This window comes from Enterocloster alcoholdehydrogenati (genome assembly GCF_013282095.1).
GTDB classification, from domain to species: Bacteria; Bacillota; Clostridia; order Lachnospirales; family Lachnospiraceae; genus Enterocloster; species Enterocloster alcoholdehydrogenati.
Map to the genome: position 1 here is coordinate 1 of NZ_BLTJ01000011.1, position 19,561 is coordinate 19,561.

General features: G+C 33.4%; 13 protein-coding genes and 2 pseudogenes. All 15 read right to left on the reverse strand.

Annotated elements, in window-relative coordinates; genetic code table 11:
• Positions 1–604: 604 nt before the first annotated feature.
• The 15 genes and pseudogenes from HW447_RS12710 to HW447_RS12780 all read right to left on the reverse strand — a co-directional run bounded on the left by HW447_RS12710 (position 605) and on the right by HW447_RS12780 (position 19,540).
• Positions 605–1,756: a cysteine desulfurase family protein gene (locus HW447_RS12710; RefSeq protein WP_176255642.1), complete on the reverse strand. Its 1,152-nt coding sequence runs from the start codon at positions 1,754–1,756 to the stop codon at positions 605–607.
• On the reverse strand, positions 1,756–2,139 hold the full coding sequence (gene dndE, locus HW447_RS12715; protein WP_039861719.1) for a DNA sulfur modification protein DndE: 384 nt from the start codon (positions 2,137–2,139) through the stop codon (positions 1,756–1,758). Before dndE ends, HW447_RS12710 begins: the two co-directional genes overlap by 1 nt.
• Before the next feature lies 1 nt (position 2,140).
• Positions 2,141–4,090: a DNA sulfur modification protein DndD gene (dndD, locus tag HW447_RS12720; RefSeq protein ID WP_176255643.1), complete on the reverse strand. Its 1,950-nt coding sequence runs from the start codon at positions 4,088–4,090 to the stop codon at positions 2,141–2,143.
• A complete protein-coding gene (dndC, locus tag HW447_RS12725; protein ID WP_176255644.1) occupies positions 4,087–5,661 on the reverse strand; it encodes a DNA phosphorothioation system sulfurtransferase DndC in 1,575 nt (524 codons plus the stop codon). Before dndC ends, dndD begins: the two co-directional genes overlap by 4 nt.
• A gap of 11 nt (positions 5,662–5,672) precedes the next feature.
• Positions 5,673–6,746, reverse strand: coding sequence for a DNA sulfur modification protein DndB (gene dndB / locus HW447_RS12730; protein ID WP_176255645.1), 1,074 nt, complete (start codon positions 6,744–6,746; stop codon positions 5,673–5,675).
• 68 nt (positions 6,747–6,814) lie between these two features.
• Positions 6,815–12,151, reverse strand: coding sequence for a helicase HerA domain-containing protein (locus HW447_RS18025; protein WP_176255646.1), 5,337 nt, complete (start codon positions 12,149–12,151; stop codon positions 6,815–6,817).
• Positions 12,132–13,544, reverse strand: a complete 1,413-nt coding sequence (gene dptG, locus HW447_RS12740) for a DNA phosphorothioation-dependent restriction protein DptG (protein WP_176255647.1) — start codon at positions 13,542–13,544, stop codon at positions 12,132–12,134. The genes HW447_RS18025 and dptG overlap by 20 nt, the downstream gene beginning before the upstream one ends.
• Positions 13,541–15,265, reverse strand: a complete 1,725-nt coding sequence (gene dptF / locus HW447_RS12745; RefSeq protein ID WP_176255648.1) for a DNA phosphorothioation-dependent restriction protein DptF — start codon at positions 15,263–15,265, stop codon at positions 13,541–13,543. Before dptF ends, dptG begins: the two co-directional genes overlap by 4 nt.
• Positions 15,265–15,483 (reverse strand): helix-turn-helix domain-containing protein, encoded by a 219-nt coding sequence (locus HW447_RS12750; protein ID WP_039861699.1) that lies wholly within the window; start codon positions 15,481–15,483, stop codon positions 15,265–15,267. The genes dptF and HW447_RS12750 overlap by 1 nt, the downstream gene beginning before the upstream one ends.
• Positions 15,484–15,981: 498 nt before the next feature.
• Positions 15,982–16,203 carry a hypothetical protein gene (locus HW447_RS12755; protein WP_243176300.1) on the reverse strand — a complete coding sequence of 74 codons (222 nt, stop codon included), beginning with the start codon at positions 16,201–16,203 and terminating at the stop codon, positions 15,982–15,984.
• 86 nt (positions 16,204–16,289) lie between these two features.
• Positions 16,290–17,268 (reverse strand): annotated as a pseudogene (locus tag HW447_RS18420) (DUF6017 domain-containing protein).
• Between the two features lie 64 nt (positions 17,269–17,332).
• Positions 17,333–18,258: pseudogene (locus HW447_RS12765) on the reverse strand (ParB/RepB/Spo0J family partition protein).
• Positions 18,248–19,033: a ParA family protein gene (locus HW447_RS12770; protein WP_176255649.1), complete on the reverse strand. Its 786-nt coding sequence runs from the start codon at positions 19,031–19,033 to the stop codon at positions 18,248–18,250. The pseudogene HW447_RS12765 and the gene HW447_RS12770 overlap by 11 nt, the downstream one beginning before the upstream one ends.
• Positions 19,012–19,269 carry an excisionase gene (locus tag HW447_RS12775; RefSeq protein WP_176255650.1) on the reverse strand — a complete coding sequence of 86 codons (258 nt, stop codon included), beginning with the start codon at positions 19,267–19,269 and terminating at the stop codon, positions 19,012–19,014. Before HW447_RS12775 ends, HW447_RS12770 begins: the two co-directional genes overlap by 22 nt.
• 34 nt (positions 19,270–19,303) lie before the next feature.
• Positions 19,304–19,540, reverse strand: a complete 237-nt coding sequence (locus tag HW447_RS12780; protein WP_176255651.1) for a DUF6462 family protein — start codon at positions 19,538–19,540, stop codon at positions 19,304–19,306.
• Positions 19,541–19,561 lie beyond the last annotated feature (21 nt).

Consider the following 19,561-nt stretch of genomic DNA (forward strand, 5'->3'; position numbering starts at 1 on the left):
CCTGCTCTTGACATGCATGGAAGTACCTGTTATATATAAAACAAGGGTGAAAAACCTGATTTAGAAGTTTCCCACCCTTCATTATCATAGAAGAATCTTATTTACAGAAATTTTCTCATACTCTCAACTCTTCACATCAACATTTGGCATTCCGGTTGAACTCCTCACTATCCCAATGCTTTCAGAGCCTAGCAAGTATGAGGTCGCTTCGTTTTGAAGGTATGAACCGGTATCTGAGTTAGACTGATTTTCTACTAAAAGAGCAACAAGGCAATGGGACATCCCACTGCCTTGTACTTTTTATAAGTTTATTTTTTATCGTCTCATACCCATACCACAACTCAAAGCCGAATCTTCATCCGACCCGATATGACTTTATGGCTACTTGGGGCTGGAAATTAAGGTTATCGAGATTATGAAAAAGATCTTCGAACCACAGCTACAAATGTGGATGAAATACTTGGAGTTGATTCCAGCCGTCAGACCAGAAAGCGGCATGAAGAAGAATTATCTTACCCCCTATAGTTACTGTAAAAACGCACTCGGCCTGAAATGACCGAGTTCAAAATATTGAATGCAGAATCTTTCTATGATTTAAAGAAAATTACACTACAAGGCTTTTGGCTATTTCTATCATCTTACTAATGTTATCACAAAACTCATTTTCATTTGTTTCAGCTCCCCAACTAATTCTAACAGAACTTTCAATATCTTCTACTGGTATACCCATAGCTTCAAGCACATAACTTGGCGAATAACTTTTTGACGTACATGCTGATCCATTTGAAACACTACAATATTGCTTGCTTGAAAGCATCAATGCTTCTGACATTACCCCTTTGAAACAGATATTTGCCGCCGAATCAACGCAGTAATCTTGGTTCCCATTATAATGGTACTCCACACCTGAAGCATTCAAAAGTTCTTCTAAGACAACTTTGAGTGATTTGAGTTTTTGAGAATTCTCTTTATATTCATTTTCTGCTATTTCACATGCTTTTCCACATCCAGCTACTAAAGCTACTGGTATTGTACCTGGACGTATTCCATGTTCTTGTTGTCCTCCATACATAATATTTTTTACAGGAGGTAATCTATATCTCTTTTTTTTCAGAATTAGAACTCCTACACCTTGCGGTCCTTTTAACTTATGAGCACTAAATGAAAGCATATTATATTTGAGGTTTCTAATCTCATCTACTAATTTGCCACAACTTTGTGTTGCATCAACATGAAACAGTATATTACGTTTCTCTAATTCTGCTCCAAGTATATCTACTGGTTGAATAATCCCAGTCTCATTATTTACATGCATAATAGAGACTAAAAGTGTGTCTTCTCTAACTTTATCTAATATTTCTTGAACATTAACTTGCCCCGATAAATCTGGATTTACAATATCTACCTCGAAACCTTTCTTTTTCATCATCTTCACAGTTTCGAGTACGGATTTATGTTCGATAGCAGATGTAATGATATGTTTCTTATTTGTTTCTAGAGCATATTCTTCTAATCCCTGTATTGTTATATTATTGCTTTCTGTAGAACCACTTGTAAAAAAGACTTCCGAAGAATTAATCCCCAGTAATGATGCCACTTGTTTACGTGCATTTTCCACAATTGTTCTTGCCTGCTCACCATGATTATGGGTTCTACTGTCAGCATTACCATATGAATTCAAATATGTATCTACCATAACGGCAAGAACTCGTTCGTCTATAGGCGATGAAGAATTATTATCAAGATATATTCCCATCAGTTCTCCTTTATTGCGATATTTATTAAATCGTCTAAATTTTTAATATAATTTGTTCCAGATAAATGTGCAATTCCTCTTTCTAAATGTAATTTAAAATACTTAGAAAGGGTTTCATCATCTATCGGAAGTCCCATTTTGATACACCAAGCCTTCATAAGAGCATCATATAAATCACTATACTCTCCGGCAAAAGTAAACCATGACATTTCAACATTACTATCTGCGTTAACAGGGACATCTGTTGGCATAGAATATTCCCCTAAAGAATAGCAAAGAGCCCATCTGCAGAGAACATTCCAATTTTTAATACCAGTTTTACCTTTTAACCTTCCCAGCCTATCTTTTGACTGACTTGATAATTTTATTTGCTTTACTATCATATTATTTTCCTTCAAATAAATATCCTTTTTTTATCGTCGTTTTCATTAATTCGTCATCATAAACTAATGTAAACTCATCCCCGATATGCGGTTTCATTAATTTGTAATATTTTTGATCAATTTCTGAGTCTGTTGATAAAATAATTGTTTGATCACTGGCATTCGGAAAATACGTTGATATTAACGCTTCTCTATGAATTGAATCCAAACGTGACAAAGGGGTATCTATAATTACTGGCAGCTTTTTCTTTGAACAAATAGCTAAAGCCCATAGTAACGAAATAACCATAAGCTGTTTTTCACCAGCCGATAATTTTTTCTTTTCAACCTCTTCATCTCTTCCATTAAGATAGTGAATATCAAGAGTTACCGGATCCATTTTTATTTTTTCTATCAGGTGCTTTTTGTACGCAAGCTTCTTATAACAATCAGTCATCGTGTTTGCTAAGATATCTGTCTTACGTTGTTGAAGTCTGATACGGTAACATTTTATAATTTCTATTGCCATATGTGCATACTTAACGGTTCGCTTATTATCGTCATTCGACTCAAGGGATGATAATACTTGTTCAGCAGCTTTACTAAATTCTGCTTCAGCAATCATAGCCGCTCCATGTAATGTCGTTCTTTTTTGCTGTAAAGAAGACAAATTAACTTCTTCGGTCAGAATTTCTTTTTCAAGTTCTTTGATTCGTTTGAAAATTCTATTCAAAGCCTTTTCATCAATGTCCACTGATAAATAATTATCTATTTCATCAATTTTTTTCTTGCTTGTATCTCTACGATGCAACTGCATTTCAACATGTTTTGCACATTGTTCCAATCCAAACGTATTTAATCTATTTAACTGGTATAAGGCATTATCTGTAAGACCATAAATTTCATCTTTCTTCTGTGCTTCATTATCCTCTTGAATAAATTCAACAAATTTATTTAAAGTTTCTTTTGTATCAGGATGCTTGCGAATAAAATCAATATAGAGATTTTGTACCTTTTCCGTTGCCACAACAGATGTCTTGTAAGCTTGTTCCAATCGACCTTGTTCTTCAATATCAGAAAGAAGATCTTTTACAAGCATTAATGGCATTGCACCGGATACCACCTCTAGAAAATCATCTTCATATCTCTCGAGCAGAGCTAATTGTTGAGATCTTTGTTTCATAAGATCATGACGTTGCTCTACAATATCGCCACCTTTAATAGCATATTCTAAATTCTTTTTTTCTAACTCAATATTCAACTCTTGAATTCTTTCATGAGATCTTTGAATCTCATCATCAATATCTTTTAAATCATTGTCTGCAAGATCTCTTTTCTTCCTCAATTGTTCCAAATACTGTAAATCTTGATCCTCATTGGAAGCAGAACTTAAACGCGATATAATTCTTCCAATATCATTGTTCAATTGATCCAATATAGATATTCCTAGGAGTGCTTTAATTGACTCTTTCATCTGGTCATTTGTATTTTCTACTGCTAGCTCAGCAATCTTTTCTCCATCAAAGAAGAAAAAGTTTGATAATGCACTTGGCAAAATGTTTTCTACGAACATTGGCCAATTTTCGGTTAAGAATGAATGATCTTCGCCATTCTTTTTTACCCATATTTTTTCTCTGACTCGTTGCGTATTCCCATCCCATTCTCTATGAACCAGATAACTTTCTTCTTCAGAACCATCAAGTGAAAATTCTAACTCCACATATGTCTTCTTTGTTCCATCGGCTTTATTAACGTATGATTTTAAATATTGACCATACGTCTTATATTTACTCTCTGTATATGCGAAAGAATTCGAACCATATAAGCCCAAAAGAACGGCTTCAAGAAAAGTTGTTTTACCTCTTCCGTTCATACCACCTATAAGCACTACTGGATTAGTGCCATTAAATTCAAATTGATTTGTTGATGCATATACACCAAAATTATGCATAATCAATTTCTTTAAAATCATTCTATAGTGTCCTCATCTTCATCTTCATTTTCATCATTAAGATAATCATATCGACCATCTAATGCTAGTGGATTATATTTTCCACCCAAATCTTTTTTTCGAATTACGCGATCCATATAATATTGTGTTGCATCCTCTTCATTTTTATAAAATGTCTTACGGATACAGTTTTCTAAGGCTTCAGTAATTCCTTTTCGTTTATTTAAACTAGTAGCCTGATTTTCAATATCAATCAAACTATAGGCCATTTCAAAAGCCATTTCTTCTCCTGGATATAAATCATTCACTACTTCATTGACAACTTCTTCTAATATATCCCATTCTTCTTTACGAAATGCTTCCGATCCTACCCATTCCGGATCATCAAATTTTTTGCCAGTTACTTTTTTATAAATTTCTGGAAGGGAGTCTTCGAATTCATGTTTATCAAACACCCATATTCTTCGAATACATCTAAGTTCTGGCATAGTAATCAACTCTAAATTTGCAAATTCTTCCGGTCCATTTTCATTTATATCTTTTTGAATCTCCAAAAGCTCCTCAAGCCACTTTTCGCGCCAATATTTCAAATACGGGCCATGGTGTAATTGTTTATATGTACCCTGAAGATAACCCTGCATTTTTCTAAAACTTCTTCGTTCTCTGTCATTAGCTTCATCCCCAAAGTGACTTCTAAACTCTAATAGCGGAGTCATCCATGCCTTTTCATCATCATTAGCAATCATTGCTTCCATAGATTTATCTTTTTCTACCATTGTACAAACCCAGCAGCCGAAACGACTTTTTCCACAACTAGGAAGACCTTTTTCAACCATCAATGGACATTCATTATCTGCTGTCGCGCCTCTGTACAATGTCAAAAGATCTGTGTTTGAATATCCCCAAGGATTTCTGTATTGCATAAGAAATATCCACACATCATCGTCTGTCCACTCCTCGAGAGGTGAAAATACCAATTCATTTGCCATCGTTGAACTTGGACTAAGAAGCTCCCTAACACGTTTCTTCTCATAATAAGCCATTGTTTTTGCTCTTCGCGCGCTTTCTGCCTTCCGTGTACCAATAACTAAAATAATTTCTCCGTGTTCAGCAATTTGTTCTTTAACAAATTTATTTACAGGTTGAATTTTTAATCTATCTGTGCACCAGCGAAGTTTTTTTCGTGGGAAAGGATAACCTCTTCCCAAAAGGTTTACCCAAAAGGTATTATCTGTTTCTGGTGTCAATCTATGAGTCACAAAAGGAAGGCCTGATTGTTCAGCTCGAATATTCATAATTTCAAGTGAATCCTGAACCCACTTAGAAATAACAGGAGATTCAACCATAGTATCAGTATTTATAACATGAATCTTTTTTGCATTTTTTAATTGTTCTGCTGGCAATTCCTCAATGGCCAACCATACTAACTGCAATGTAGCAGTACTATCTTTACCTCCCGAATATCCAATAACCCAAGGAATATCATCAGCTAAATACAGATTTCTGACCGTGTCCTTTAATCCTTCAATAGTTTCCTTTGTGATGGTTGGTCCTTTTTTGTTTAATTCACAACTTATATTATTATCTGCCATTATTTTGTCTCCTAAATAGTTAAACTTTCGAGATATCGCTTCTCTTTCAGTTCTTCGTCTGGCAGAAGTGGGATACCTAGTTCTTTTTTTATTTGATTAGAAGCAAGAAGGATAGCTTTATTACTTGTCAGAATTTTACCATCTGCACGTATTACTCTATTTTTCCAACTAGTAGCACTTCTTCTCCAATCTATAATTCTTAATCCTTTTAAAATTTTATACATATCTGTTTCAGAATTATTTATGAAATATGCCCCAACTTGACCTATGGCCTGTATAACAACCCCTTGAGTTACGATATAGTTTTCTCGTAAATCTACTTTTGATATTTCTTTCTTGTTCAGCTCATTCCATTGGATAATATTTGATGCAACACAATTCCAATACTTACATAGAAAAGTCTGTATCGCATCATTCGGAATATTTCCTTTTATTGTTCTCTTGATAGAACTATAAAAAGTATTTAATGTAAATAAATTAGATGAATATTTTCCCAAATTATCTTTTTCTTTATCTGTATATTCATTTAAAAAAGGAACCTTTGAAACAACACTCCTTGTAATAACTGCAATATCATCTCTTGAATCATACAACTCTGCAATTGAATTCGATGTCTTCACAGCATGTTTGTTTAAATCAGTAAAAATTTGTTGACTACGTGAAAGCCCCGAATCTTCATACAGTACTACAGAAATTGTTTCATTACCTAAATCAGGTTCCTCATTAATTGCATCAAGTATAGCAGCTTTTCTATGTTGTCCATCATTTATTAAAAAACGTGCATCCATTGATACTTCCAATATTCCAATATCAGAGCTATCATTGCTTGATAAAAATTTGAAATCACCATCAATTGAAGCAGCTAGGGCAGAAAAAACATATGAATCTCTATTTTCTGTAATATATTGACTAATTACAGGAATTCGGCTTTCATTAAGTTTTCTTTGTGCACGATATTCCGGTAAAACAAATTCATCCTCGTTCGGAAATAACTTTCCTAGCATTCGCATAGGGATCATGGCTATGTAATATTCTCGTCCTGCTTGGATTCCCCTTACAACAGGAAATTTATATGCAAAATCCATCTTGACCTCCAAGAAAAAATGATATACTTAAGTAGTATACTTAAGTATATCACTTTGAACTTTTTGCGTCAATTTGATTTCAACTCGTTATATAATTCCCAAAAAGCACGATCTCTGATATATTTTGGCTTTTCAGAACTGATTTTGACAATACTATGGTGTTTTTCTAATTGCTTAATATCACTAAACAACCTCTGGCTTTCAATACTTTTACTCTCTGTTTTGAAAACGAAATCTACATCACTAGTTTTTAAATCAGCAACATTATGAACGATCCATGTTAAAATATATTTAGCATAATCATCATCACCAGATCCAAAATGTTTTAAGAATTGAGTAGATAGAATTGTGCCTACACCAAATTCACGACCTTCTTTCAATATTTTCTTTAACGATGAAAATCCTTCAGACATAAAATTGTCCGCCTCATCAACCAATATAAGTTTTGTTAACTGCCTATATTTTCCATCTAATTTACTTGAACCAGCCACCTGCATCTGAGCATAGAACAAATCCAGTGTGATAGCAACAATTAAACTTTGTATATCCGAATCATATCCTGACAAATCAATTACCACTACTCCATTTAATATTTCGAATAACGGTTTTGTTTGATTAGGATTATTTTCAAACACTTGAAATTGATGTAGTTTATTCATAGCCGCTGCAAGTGAATCATTCTTTTTTATTTCTTCATCATTTGCATATCTTTGATATACCTGTTCAAATGTTGGAGCTTCATTATCCCAACTTGAAGGATTAGCTGCTTGTATTCCACACATACCATAAGTTTCAATAATACACTGAAATAATGTATCTTGTTGCTTCGGTCCTAATCCATACACTTTCGAAATAGTATCTTTAAAAGCATTAGCTGTATGTATTGGCAACAGAGGCTTGAATACTTTTGACTTTGTCAAAGCTAAAGGATTAAAAGGCAATTGGTAGGGTTTTAAGATAGTTGCATTTGTCACATCTACAAAATCACGTTTACTCTCATTGTAATCTCCCTTATAATCAAAAATTAATATTCCTAAATTGTCTTCAGCAATATTATTATTGCGTTGCAAATACAACTGAGTAATCAAGGACTTTGTAAACTGTGTTTTACCAGTCCCCATAGTTCCAATGATACCAGTATTGGTATGAAAAAGAATATCGGTATTATTAGGTTCCCAAATTATATCTGAACCGTCTTGTTGGTCCAATCCAAACAAAATCTTCATACCCTCAGATTTAATCTCTGTGATATCACTGTTTTCAACAGTTTTCTGATTTTTTTCATTATCCCCCGAATCATTTTTTACACAACTTTTCTGATTATTATCATTATTATCTGAGTCTGCTTCATTTACCTCTTCTGATTCTTCGAATTCTGTAGAAATTATTTCAGTGATGTCTCCAGTTAAGTTCTCAACTTTACATTCTTTAAATAATAGAAGATCATTATTTTTTGCATTTTGAATATCCGCATGTATTTCATCAACACTACTCAAAATAAGGTCAAACTCATCTTTTTCCGGCATCTCAATAAAGTTAATCGTGTCTTCTTTAAAAGATGTTTTTCTTGAAGCCAATGATTGCCGGAAGGACAAGACTGAACCACGTCCTAATATTTCTTGAATATCTGTGGAAATAATATACTCCTCATTTAAAAGAGCTAGTCTGAATTTGTCCAAAATTATTTCCCAATTCTGGGAATCGTCAACATGATACACTTTCATTTTTTTGCAACTTGTTACTAAAAGTTGCATTAAAAAATTTCTATTAACCTTATACATAATAGTATTAGTTATATCTTCTTCCGGATTCATCGCTTCTTGCAAACCTGTTGCAGTAGCTGATACTTGTTGAAAAGCTTTTTTAATAACATCATTGGCATTTATACCTGTTTTGACTTCAGTCGGATACAGATAAATCTTTATTTGATCGGATACATGATTTAAACCAATAAAAAGCAAATCATCACTTGTTGGTCCCTTCTCAAAGCCAAGATTCTTGTAAGATAATATGCCGTCAGCGCTAGATAATCCAGCTCCACCAGAAACACGCAACATTTCTTCCAAAGATATAGGAATCCAAACAATATCCGGATGTCTCAAAAAGGCAAGCATGAACTTAATTGCTGCAACAATACTTATTTTTTCACGTGAGAATGTAGATTCCTTATTTGCACCAATCAACTTTTTAGATGATACCAGCCGTAGCAACCAGTCACCATTTATTGCATTAAATAAATTTATTATTTTTGCAACGTCCTCTAATTCCGCAGAAATTCCCCTTTCTTTTAGATATTCCTGAATAACTTTAGAGTATTGCTTTGACTTATGAGTTACCGTAATAGCGTCATATCCACTGCTTGAAGTATATTGATCACTATAGTGGATAATTAGTAACTCGCTATTGGCTTCTTTTTCGCTAAAGAAATCAAGGTCTACTTTAGGATCAACAAAAACAACCCAGTTGGATGCATTGTATATATACTCCATTTTATCTTCAGCCAATTTATCTATCTGAGTAGAAATGCTCGTTCCCGAATGGTAAGGATTTCCGGTGTTTCCCACTTGGACAAGTGAATTATACTTTGTAGCAAGTTCTATCACTGGTGTTTTTTTTGCATATTTCGTACCGAATCCAGTTCTATACTTTTGTCCGTACTTACTAGATGGAACTCCAGAAACAATACCTCCCAGAGAAATACCTGTTTCAATTTGATCCATCGTAGCAGATTCTGATGTAATTTCAGATTCCATTTCATAAAATGAAATGTGGGCATATTCGTATTGCTTTCCAGTATCTTTATGGAAATAACATTCGATATTTTTAGAGAGAACACCCTCTAAACTGTTCATAGCCACACCATTAGCAAAAGAGAGCTTCGAAGCTGTTAAATAAGCCTTTAATCGAGAATATTCTTTTATATTTTCGAATACATTTGCCTTTCTTCCGTCAGAATATATGTGCAACTCAAATTTCATGAGCCGATCAACATCTGGAGTCTTTCCGATGGCATGAATAAAATACTGTGCAATACCATTAAACACATCGCTACAGTCTCCCATATTTATGAGATTGACACGTATTGTTATGTTATTAATATCAGAGAAAATATACTTAAAATGAGAAATGAATTCTGTAATTTTCTCTTCAATTAATTTAGGAACATACCTTCTGCTACCACGATATTTTCTGTTCTCTACCGGAGCATAATATTTCCATTCCATAGAGTACATTTGGTCTGATACCTTATAGATTTTCTTGTTGTGTTTTGTATAAGGCAACAGATAAATCGAATTAAGACGATCAATCACAATATCTGTAGCATTCTCAAATTTCGTTTCCTTGCATAATTGAAGCTGGTAAGCAAGATTTAACGGATGAAATGGTGTGAGCAACAATTCCTCATCGTTTCTTCCAACGAAAAGTGTCCCCAATAACAGACCATTTTCTTGCTCTGGACTCAAATAACTACCATCTTCAAGCAATTCATATAGCAAGTTAAATTCCTTCAAAAAGTTTTCTGCAGCTACTTTTAAATCTCCGGACATATATGCCAAGGTAGGAATTGTATTACTTTTTTTATAAGATTGAAGCAAATCATAGTATGCTTGCTTTAAAGAAAGAGGTAACACCAATTCTTCCGCATCAATTTCCAAATCCTCTGTTCCATGTATTTGTTTACATTTTCCATGGAGAATTTTCTCATGTATAATTCTTTTTTCGATTCGTAATTCCTTTAATAAATTTGTCTTAGCATGATATTCCTGAGATCCCCTATAGAAATGATCTCCATCTTCTTCGATTTCAAAACTTTTCTCCATAGAAAACTTTTCTCGAAGAATTTTACGTCCAACCATTTCAACACTTTTCACCTCATCCGGGAAGAGTATAAGTGGAAGTACAATACCAGAAAAATTAATTTCAATATAAATTCCGCTTCCGAAATCAGATAGTTCTTCTTCTGTTGTATATAAATGTAAACGTTCATCATATTTGCATTTATACTGCGTATTATCATTTAGTTTTTCAGAGACATTAGCAGCACCTTTAGAATTAAATACAAGGTCTGTTCCAATACCAACTAATTTTACCTTACAGTTCTTTTTTCTCTTTTTATAATCGATAACAAAATTTCGTTTAATACCACTTAAGTACCCAGGCGAAACATCAATAATACACAATTTAAATACATACGTAATGTTATTTACAGCATCCTTAATCTCTATCTTATGGAATGAAACACCTTCTCTTGTAAAACAAAAGATTAAGCTTTTACCATCACGGATATATGAAGTATCATCCGCTGAAATATCATTATTCATAATTCGAGCATTACACTCTATTCTCATATGTATTTCTGGATACTTATCTGCATTGAAAACCATCATACTTCTAGTTCTTTTTTTTGTTTTCATAGAACCTTCGTTTCGAACGAGAACTTTTTCATCGATCGGAAGTACATTCAATGGCATATCACCATAAATAGAAATATCCTTCAAATCAATATTAAGAGGATTGTCTTTTTTTGCCTGTTTCTTTTCCATAGCAGCAATCATTTCAGCGTAGGTAAAAAGAATGCTCCAATGTTCAGGATCATCTTTGCGATTTTTTTCAATTCGAACCAAAAATCCTTCATCAAAATCTTCTGCTAAGTCAGACTCTACATTTCCAAAACGAATGCTTCGATCAATCTTTTCAAAAAGTTCGTGATTTTCTTTGATTTTCTTATCAATTTGAGCCTTTCCTTCATTCTGATAATCCTTTTTTCCGTCTACTGAAAACAGTCTAAATCCAGGATAATTTTCTTTTTCAATACTTCCACTACTCATAATTGAAAGCAGATCTCTATATTCATACAAAGAAGCCTTGTCACTAAAAACATCACTATCTCTTCTCTTTAATTCAAAGTCAAGAATTCTTTTTTCGAGAGTTGATAACTGAGTGCTTTCCTCAGCCATTTTTCTTATCTCTGTCATCAAATTATCCGCATAGAACGGCATACCATTTGCCGCCATATCTATAGAACCACTTTTAGCACTATCAATAAGATTTGAAGAAATCATCAAAAGTGGTTTACCTGCAACATTTGCTGCGTTTCTCAGAGTCGCACAAAGAAAGTCATTTGTCATATCATTGATTTGTGCCGCAATTATTATCTCATTATCAATAACCTGTAATGTAAAAGTTCTGTATACAGAACCATCCATACATTGATATTCATATTCTCCACAATTATTTTCTCTTGTTGCTAATTCTTTTATTGCGTCAGACACCGCTTGAACAGTATCAGGATCATCTAATTTAAGGCAAAAACTTTCCCCTTTTTGCAATGCTCCTTCAGCTGACAGCTCTAAGAAATAGCGGTTTATTCTCTTTGCAATAAAATCATAAAATTCTTTTAACATACTGTGCATCTCCACTATCACTCTTTTTGTCAATAAGGTTCAGTTTAGTAAAAAACTCTTGTAGATACTCTTTTGATGTGTTATCAAGAAAAATACCTCTGTATTCATACTCCTTGTACAAATCAATCAGACGGATTTTATCTTTATCTTTAATAGAGATTTTTGTCAAAAAAATAATATCTCTCTCTGTAAGATTCAAAACTAATCCGGATTTTCTTCTGTTTTTTACCCACCTTGTTTTACAAAACTCAGTAAATTTTTCGTTGTAAAATTGATTTGCTCTTTTCCGATCCGTATTCAAGAATTGTTCTTCTACACATTTGTATAAATGGCGGATAGCAATATCGGTTTTTGTTCCTCCCGAAGCATATGGAATTTGTTCAAACTTTTTATAATCCCCTACACAAGATGTATATGCCTTTTCAGCCTTTTCGATTTCACTTGCGATAACTTCGTCCTGATCTGGATGCTCTGTAACATATTCTTGTAATGAAATATAATCTAACATCACATCTGAGAGCATATGTTGGTTTAATATTTCTAATGTCAGTGCATGGCTAAACATATGATTCGCACTTAACTGAATTCTTTCCCAACCTTCTAGACAGCATTTCCTATTTTTGCTTACTTTTTCCCAATCTAAAGCATAGTATAACTGTACTGGAGAGTTTCTTCTCCCTGATCCAAAATTATCTAATGTCACACAGGCTTGCGACATATAGTAAAAATAATAAACAGCTAAAAGATTAGATAAATCATCTAATGAAGTCATCCCTGTATTTAGCATGAAATGAAAATCTTTCTTAAATTTTTCCTGAACATCAAGTATAATTGGAAAATAGGACTTGCTATTTCCTGCTGTTCCTGTTTTTAAAGCTTGTATTGCATCAACAACTACTTTTTCAACAACATTATACGGATGGTTTTTCATAGCCTCTTCAATAATATTACAATCATTTCCATTCAATCCAAAAACATCAAGCAAAAAACCTGCAAGTCGATCAGCACTTTTATTATTCACTTTCGTTTGATATGGATAAAGTCCTAAGTTTTTTGCTACAAAATCATCCCCTTCAAAAAATAGGGAATGTATCATTTCTTTAAAAATTTCAATATCTTCATCTGCAATATCCATTTCAGCAATAATGTCATTACATAAAGATTCGTATTTTACTGGCTCAGTTTCTAATTTTAATGATTTTCTAAAGAAATCGCTTACAACCTCTTCTAATTCTGTAATAATTGGAGCTTGTGCCTTTCCACTAGCCTTATATGGAAATAATTTAAAGTTGATATCTTGTGTATGTGTAAGACGCAAGGAATCAATTGCTTTGTCATCTTTTACATTAAATGTTTTGCAAAATGTTGCATAATCAAATTGATATTCCATCATCTCACCACCTTAAATTTATAGACTCCAAATTTTGTCTTCTCAATAATTGCCTTTCTGTTATCATCAGTCACCAGAGAAACTTCTTTATCTGCTGAACCAGTTCTTAATATCTTGTAAATAAAACTTATAAAATCAGCATGATTATTTCTATCTTCAGCGGTTTGAATATACCCTGCAGCAAGTTTATATATTAATTCATACAAAGAATAATCGATATCTAAAGGTATGATTTCTCCAGTTTTTTTGTTTTCATATTTCACAGTAATAAAAGGTAAGAAACGTTGAAGTTCCTCATCCTTCTTCACATTTGACGGAATATCTAAATATGGTTCGAATTCAATATGCTCATATAATGCAATTCCTTCATGACAATCATCAAAACAAACATTATCTCGATCTTCATTACCACACCATTGAATAACAGCCTCTTCAACAAGACCATAGAAATCTCCATATTTTTTTGTTGTTCCTGTATTAAAATAATACAACGTACTTAAAAATGACGTATATGCATTATCCTGTATTATATCGCCCTTAATTTTCTTCAACCGCTCCAATACATTGAAAAGCTGTGCTTTCAAAACTTTATCACTATTAATTTTTTCAATAGCAGATGACTGGCACAAAACTTTGGAATAAGCTTCCTTATCAATCACAGATACCACTTCTTTCGATACATCTGATGAAACATAGTAGGAAATAGCATCTTCATCAGCTTGTTCAGAACGTACCAATAACGGATCATATTTTTGTAACTGATTTAATAGCACAGATTTATCAGTATATTCATACATTAACGATGGAGTAATATCGCTAATATATTCTTTTAAAAATGATACTTCATTAGTCAAAGATTGAGCCATTTTCTTATAGTTGAAATTTTGAGCAACAATAATATCATAAATATAATTTAAAATCTCACGAGTAGTAAGGATTTCCTTGTCTTTTATTGTCACCTCAACAAGAGCGTTAGCAACATAATTTCTGTTTTTTTCATTGGCAAGAAATTCAAAATTATGTTTAACCGGACACTTTTCTGAAAGAGGACATTCTTTACAATTATTGTTATAAACATTGTAGAACGGATTATCGAGATCCATCTGGAACACTTTTTCTAATATATGCTCTAAATATTCTGGCTTAACTCCCCGCGCTGTAAGATTATACATATGATAGTCAGAGAAACTCGCATGCTGAAAGGCACTATTCTCTTCATAACCTTTTTCATTTAACTGGTTAGTTAAAATATTACTATTTATAACGTATTTATGTAACTGCTTGAATGAATCTCCATAAGTAGATTCAACAAAATTACTTAAAACACCAAGATTAATAGCCAATATAAAATTCTCTCCTGGCCGCTCTAAGTTCTCATCAGAAAACCCTTGCAATGATTCGTTCAATGTTTCAATAGCAGTTTTAGAAGGCGCACTGCTTTCAGTTGCGTCATTGTATATGACATAGTTATCTAAAAGTCTTAAATTATTTTTTAAATACGATAAAAGATGAGACTTCCCATCACCTGCACTACCACAAAGCAAAACAAGACTTTTTCTACCAGAAGCTTCAATTTTATGCAATATTTCAATCAAGTCTTCTTCAGCACTTCTTGAAACGTGCATGTATTTTTTAAAATCATCAAAAGCACCTATTCCATCAATAGAATCACTTGAGGACTTCCTTAATCTATTCAGTTCATCTACAAGTCTACAATTTCCCATTACGCACCCCTCTGATCAGAAGACTCAATTATAACTACATCATCAATATTACAATCTAATGCTTCACATATTTTCAATATTATTGCCAATGAGACTGGCTCATTTCTTTTCATTTTTGATATTGTACTAGTACTGATTTCTGCTTCTTGGCATAATGTACCTTTTTTCATTTTTTTATCGATAAGTGTTTTCCAAAGATTGTTATAACTTAACTCCATATTGTCACCTCGAATAAGCATCTACATAACTAATTAACTGTTTCTATTATACCTTTCAGAAACTGATACATCAAGGATTCCACTTTGAAAAATTCTGTTTTTGCGTCTTTTTTACCTCATATAAATAGAAAATCGCACTAAAAAATAAAAAACACCTTGGTAGTCCGTCTCAACCACCAAGGTACTATCCCTTATCCATGCATTACCTGTTCTTTTTCCAGGCGCCCTTTCTCAATCATATCAAAAAGTCGATTCACATATCTGATTATAATACATTTCCTTCATGGTCATGAGGCTTTTGTCTTTTGATTTCAGAGAGTTTCCCAGATTGGAGTATCTTTCTGACACATACTTTTCCACCCATCTGATTGCTTTCTACACAAACTTACTTTCCTTGAAAACCAGAAGGGACTGTACTTTAGCAATTAGTAAATCGTGAAGCTACAGCTTCCTAATTTTATCTGTAATCACTATGGCTATTTCAACTATCATCTTTTCTTAATCTAAAATCAATGTACTTATTTTTTCTCTAACTAAATCAACTACCGTATCCATAAATACTCCGACAAATAAAATAAAAAGCAGAACGCCACCCATACAGATTAAAAATGCTGCCTGTAACCAGTCTTGATAACAGATCACAGTTCCTATAAGCAACCCAATAATTCCCAACCCCAATATCTTTTTCGCAATTGATACCATATGTACCAGAACTTTCACTCCAACACCTAAGATTGAAATGATAAACTACAATGGAATCAATAATACTTTTCCTGCTATTTTAAAAATACACATACTCATTCTCCTTATCTTGCCAGCCATGGCATATCATGATTTACTTCTGCCCTATAATATCCGTTGATCGTTGAAGGTGCATTAAACAACGCAGCCAGCAAATATTTCTTGATATTTTTGATTTTACTCGTGTTTCCCTCCAGACAATACAACACATATTCCACATGTGAATAATCTAATTTCATAAATTTCCCTCTTACCAACGCTCCTGAATACCAATTGCTTGCAATCAAAACCTTATCACTCTTACACATAATGGTTTCCACGAGCAAGTCCACAATTTCATCAATCTGACTTTGATCATGTGGATGGCTCACTATCAAAGCCTCATAGTCTATGTTTTCTTTGACCAAAGATTAATATGCATAAAGTGTTTCTATCTCATCCACATCGGATCCACTCTCATCTGCAGATGTAATATGATTCGATTTATTCTCACTAAGATCAGTATTGTTAATATCAGTATTATTAGAGTTTGAAATGTAAACTTCTTGAAGTTTATTTTCAGGACTTCTAGAAGTTTGTTTTATAAAAAACTTCACCTGTATCGTCTTTCTCTACAGAAGTTTGATTTGCAAACTTCACTACCTCTGTTTCTTCCGTTTTCTTTTCCTCATATCCCTCCTGTATAAATGATTTCACATAGATGATCGTTACCTTTCCAAATCCCTGTCTTCGTTTTTCAATCAGACCAATTCCTTTCTCGTCATCCAGTTCCTGAAGGGATTTTACCGCCTTATTTCTACCACAATTTAATAATTCCATAATATCCTCGATTGAAAAATAGATATATGCACGATTTTTTTCATCAAACCACTGATTTTTAATAGATAAAGACATTCTGTCCAACATCAGTCCGTATAAAATTTTTGCATCACTAGAAAGCTCTTTAAAACAATCATTAGTAAATAATGCTTTTGGTATTCTGTAAAAGCTAAATTGATCTGATTCTGTTCCATAAAAATATTTAAAATTCATCTTTTTATCCATGTATCTTCCTCCTTTCCTTTCGCCCAAAGAAGTCCTCTTTTTAAACTTCTGTATCTCTTTTTTCTTAGGGATGCCTTATTTTGACATCCCTTATTCCTGCCCTTTTTTTCCATTGTTCTAACAATGTTTCAATCACTTTTTCCATATCCATTTCTGAATAATCTTCCGGAAAATATTTTGTAAGCTTCTTTCCGGATAACACTACTTTTCGTTCCGACGCTTTTACTACTATGCAGCTATTGAAAATCGAAATCATAAATCCCTGGTTCACCGCTCCTTCTTCCAACTGTTTTCTCAAAGTTGTAATCTGCTTCGGTTTTATGAATCCTGTATCCCGGATATACTCATAAATCCATTTTTGCATTTCCTTATCGATATAAGAAATATCAACAGCAATGGTAAAATTCAATTTCTTTGCATCCACCATATCCAACAATTCTGGGATCAATTCTGTAAGGCGAATATACCGCTGAACATTACGGGCACTCTCCCCTACCTGTTCTGCTATAGCTACATCAATACGATACTTCGTGCCATTTTGGCACAAAGTTAAATCGTTTCTTACCCCTTGTCTCTTCATTGCTTCTAATTTCATTCTATAAGCAAATGCTTTTTCACTCGGAAGTAACTCTTCTCGTTGAATATTCGCGTCTACCATAGCGATCACTGCATCATCATCTGACAGTTCTCTCACGATTGCAGGAATAGTTCCAATCCAACTATAGTTGCCGCATGCATCCTTCGATGACCAGATATCATTTCATATCCATCTTCACCATCAAATCTTAATAAAACTGGTGTCAGTACCCCGTTGACCTTTACACTCTCTACCAAATCTGCCATCTTTTCATCATCCAATACTTTGAAAGGATGATTTTTAAATGCATGGATTCTGCTAATCTCTATTTCCATTGCAGATTCTTCATTGACTACTCCCAACAATTCATCAATGCTTGTCAATTTGATTTTTTCTCCGCTCCTATTTTTCATTTTCTAAAACCTCCTGTGTCAGATTTTCATATGCTATAGATACCTTTCCATTCGGGCAATGCAGATAAATACTTTTCCCCTCTGCACTTGCCTCAGCTACTTTTACAGATAACGGAATCACATTTTCAAAAATATCAATCTTAGGTCCATAAGTTTCTCTTACTCTTGATGCAATATCCTTTGCATAATTTGTACGGAAATCTACCATTGTCAAAAGGATACCCTGTATCGTCAGTTTTCGGTTCAATCTCTTTTTTACCATAGAAATAGTTTTGATCAACTGTTGAAGCCCTTTAACTGGCAAATATGCAGCTTGTACAGGTATCAGAACCGTATCAGAAGCTACTAATGCATTGATGGTCATCATCCCTAAACTTGGCATACAATCAATTAAAATATAATCGTATCGTGATTGCATCGTATCAATATATTCCTTCATGATCAGCTCCCTGCTCATTACATTACTCATAGTTACCTCCAAGGCTGATAACTCAATATTTGCCGGTAGGAGATCCACTTGTTCCTCATGATGTAAAATGCCTTCTTCCTCCACAATTTCCTCATCATTGATAATATTCATCATAATGGTTGCAAGAGTGGTTCCAATATCATCCGGTTCCACATATCCAAGACTAGCTGTCAAACTTCCTTGTGGATCCGCATCGATCAATAACACTTTCTTTCCCTGTCTTGCTAGTCCAACTCCAAGATTTAAGGTCGTTGTACTTTTTGCGACTCCGCCTTTCTGATTCGCTATTGAAATAACTTTTCCCATTCTTCTTTCTCCCTTCTGATATTTTCCCGTAAATATTTTTCAAATGTACTCCGCTTAATTAGAACTTTTTTTCCAATCTTATAAACTGCTCCTGCCTTATGAGATAATCTTACGATTGGCTTATACCCAAGATTGTAATAATCCATAGCTTGTTTATAACTTATAAATTCATGCTGCATAAATTCCATATCTTCATCATCAATAAGATCAGAAAACATCCACACTTTTCCATGCATCTCAAATGATTTCCTCCTCTGAAACATTGTCATCTTATTTTTCATGAAATTGTTCGAGATATTCATCAAAAATTTCTCTGTTTATCAAAACAATTCCATCCATTCTATAAATTGCTCCTGCATCATTTGCAAGTTCCATCAACTTTTTGTGCGACAGACTATACACGATTTCCGCTTGTTGATAACGAAGAAATTTTCTTCTAAGTCTACGAACTTCTTCTTTTACCTCTGAACGTTTCTGTTGGTTATAGTACATATTTTCTGTTTTCAAATCTGTTTCTCCTTTCAACTT

Coding starts and splice junctions, on each gene's coding strand:
- HW447_RS12710 (WP_176255642.1), bottom strand. CDS start 1,756: ATGGGAATATATCTTGATAATAATTCTTCATCGCCTATAGACGAACGA.
- dndE (WP_039861719.1), bottom strand. CDS start 2,139: ATGATAGTAAAGCAAATAAAATTATCAAGTCAGTCAAAAGATAGGCTG.
- dndD (WP_176255643.1), bottom strand. CDS start 4,090: ATGATTTTAAAGAAATTGATTATGCATAATTTTGGTGTATATGCATCA.
- dndC (WP_176255644.1), bottom strand. CDS start 5,661: ATGGCAGATAATAATATAAGTTGTGAATTAAACAAAAAAGGACCAACC.
- dndB (WP_176255645.1), bottom strand. CDS start 6,746: ATGGATTTTGCATATAAATTTCCTGTTGTAAGGGGAATCCAAGCAGGA.
- HW447_RS18025 (WP_176255646.1), bottom strand. CDS start 12,151: ATGTTAAAAGAATTTTATGATTTTATTGCAAAGAGAATAAACCGCTAT.
- dptG (WP_176255647.1), bottom strand. CDS start 13,544: ATGATGGAATATCAATTTGATTATGCAACATTTTGCAAAACATTTAAT.
- dptF (WP_176255648.1), bottom strand. CDS start 15,265: ATGGGAAATTGTAGACTTGTAGATGAACTGAATAGATTAAGGAAGTCC.
- HW447_RS12750 (WP_039861699.1), bottom strand. CDS start 15,483: ATGGAGTTAAGTTATAACAATCTTTGGAAAACACTTATCGATAAAAAA.
- HW447_RS12770 (WP_176255649.1), bottom strand. CDS start 19,033: ATGGGAAAAGTTATTTCAATAGCGAATCAGAAAGGCGGAGTCGCAAAA.
- HW447_RS12775 (WP_176255650.1), bottom strand. CDS start 19,269: ATGCATGGAAAAGTGTGGATGTTTTCTGATCTTATTGATGATGAAGAT.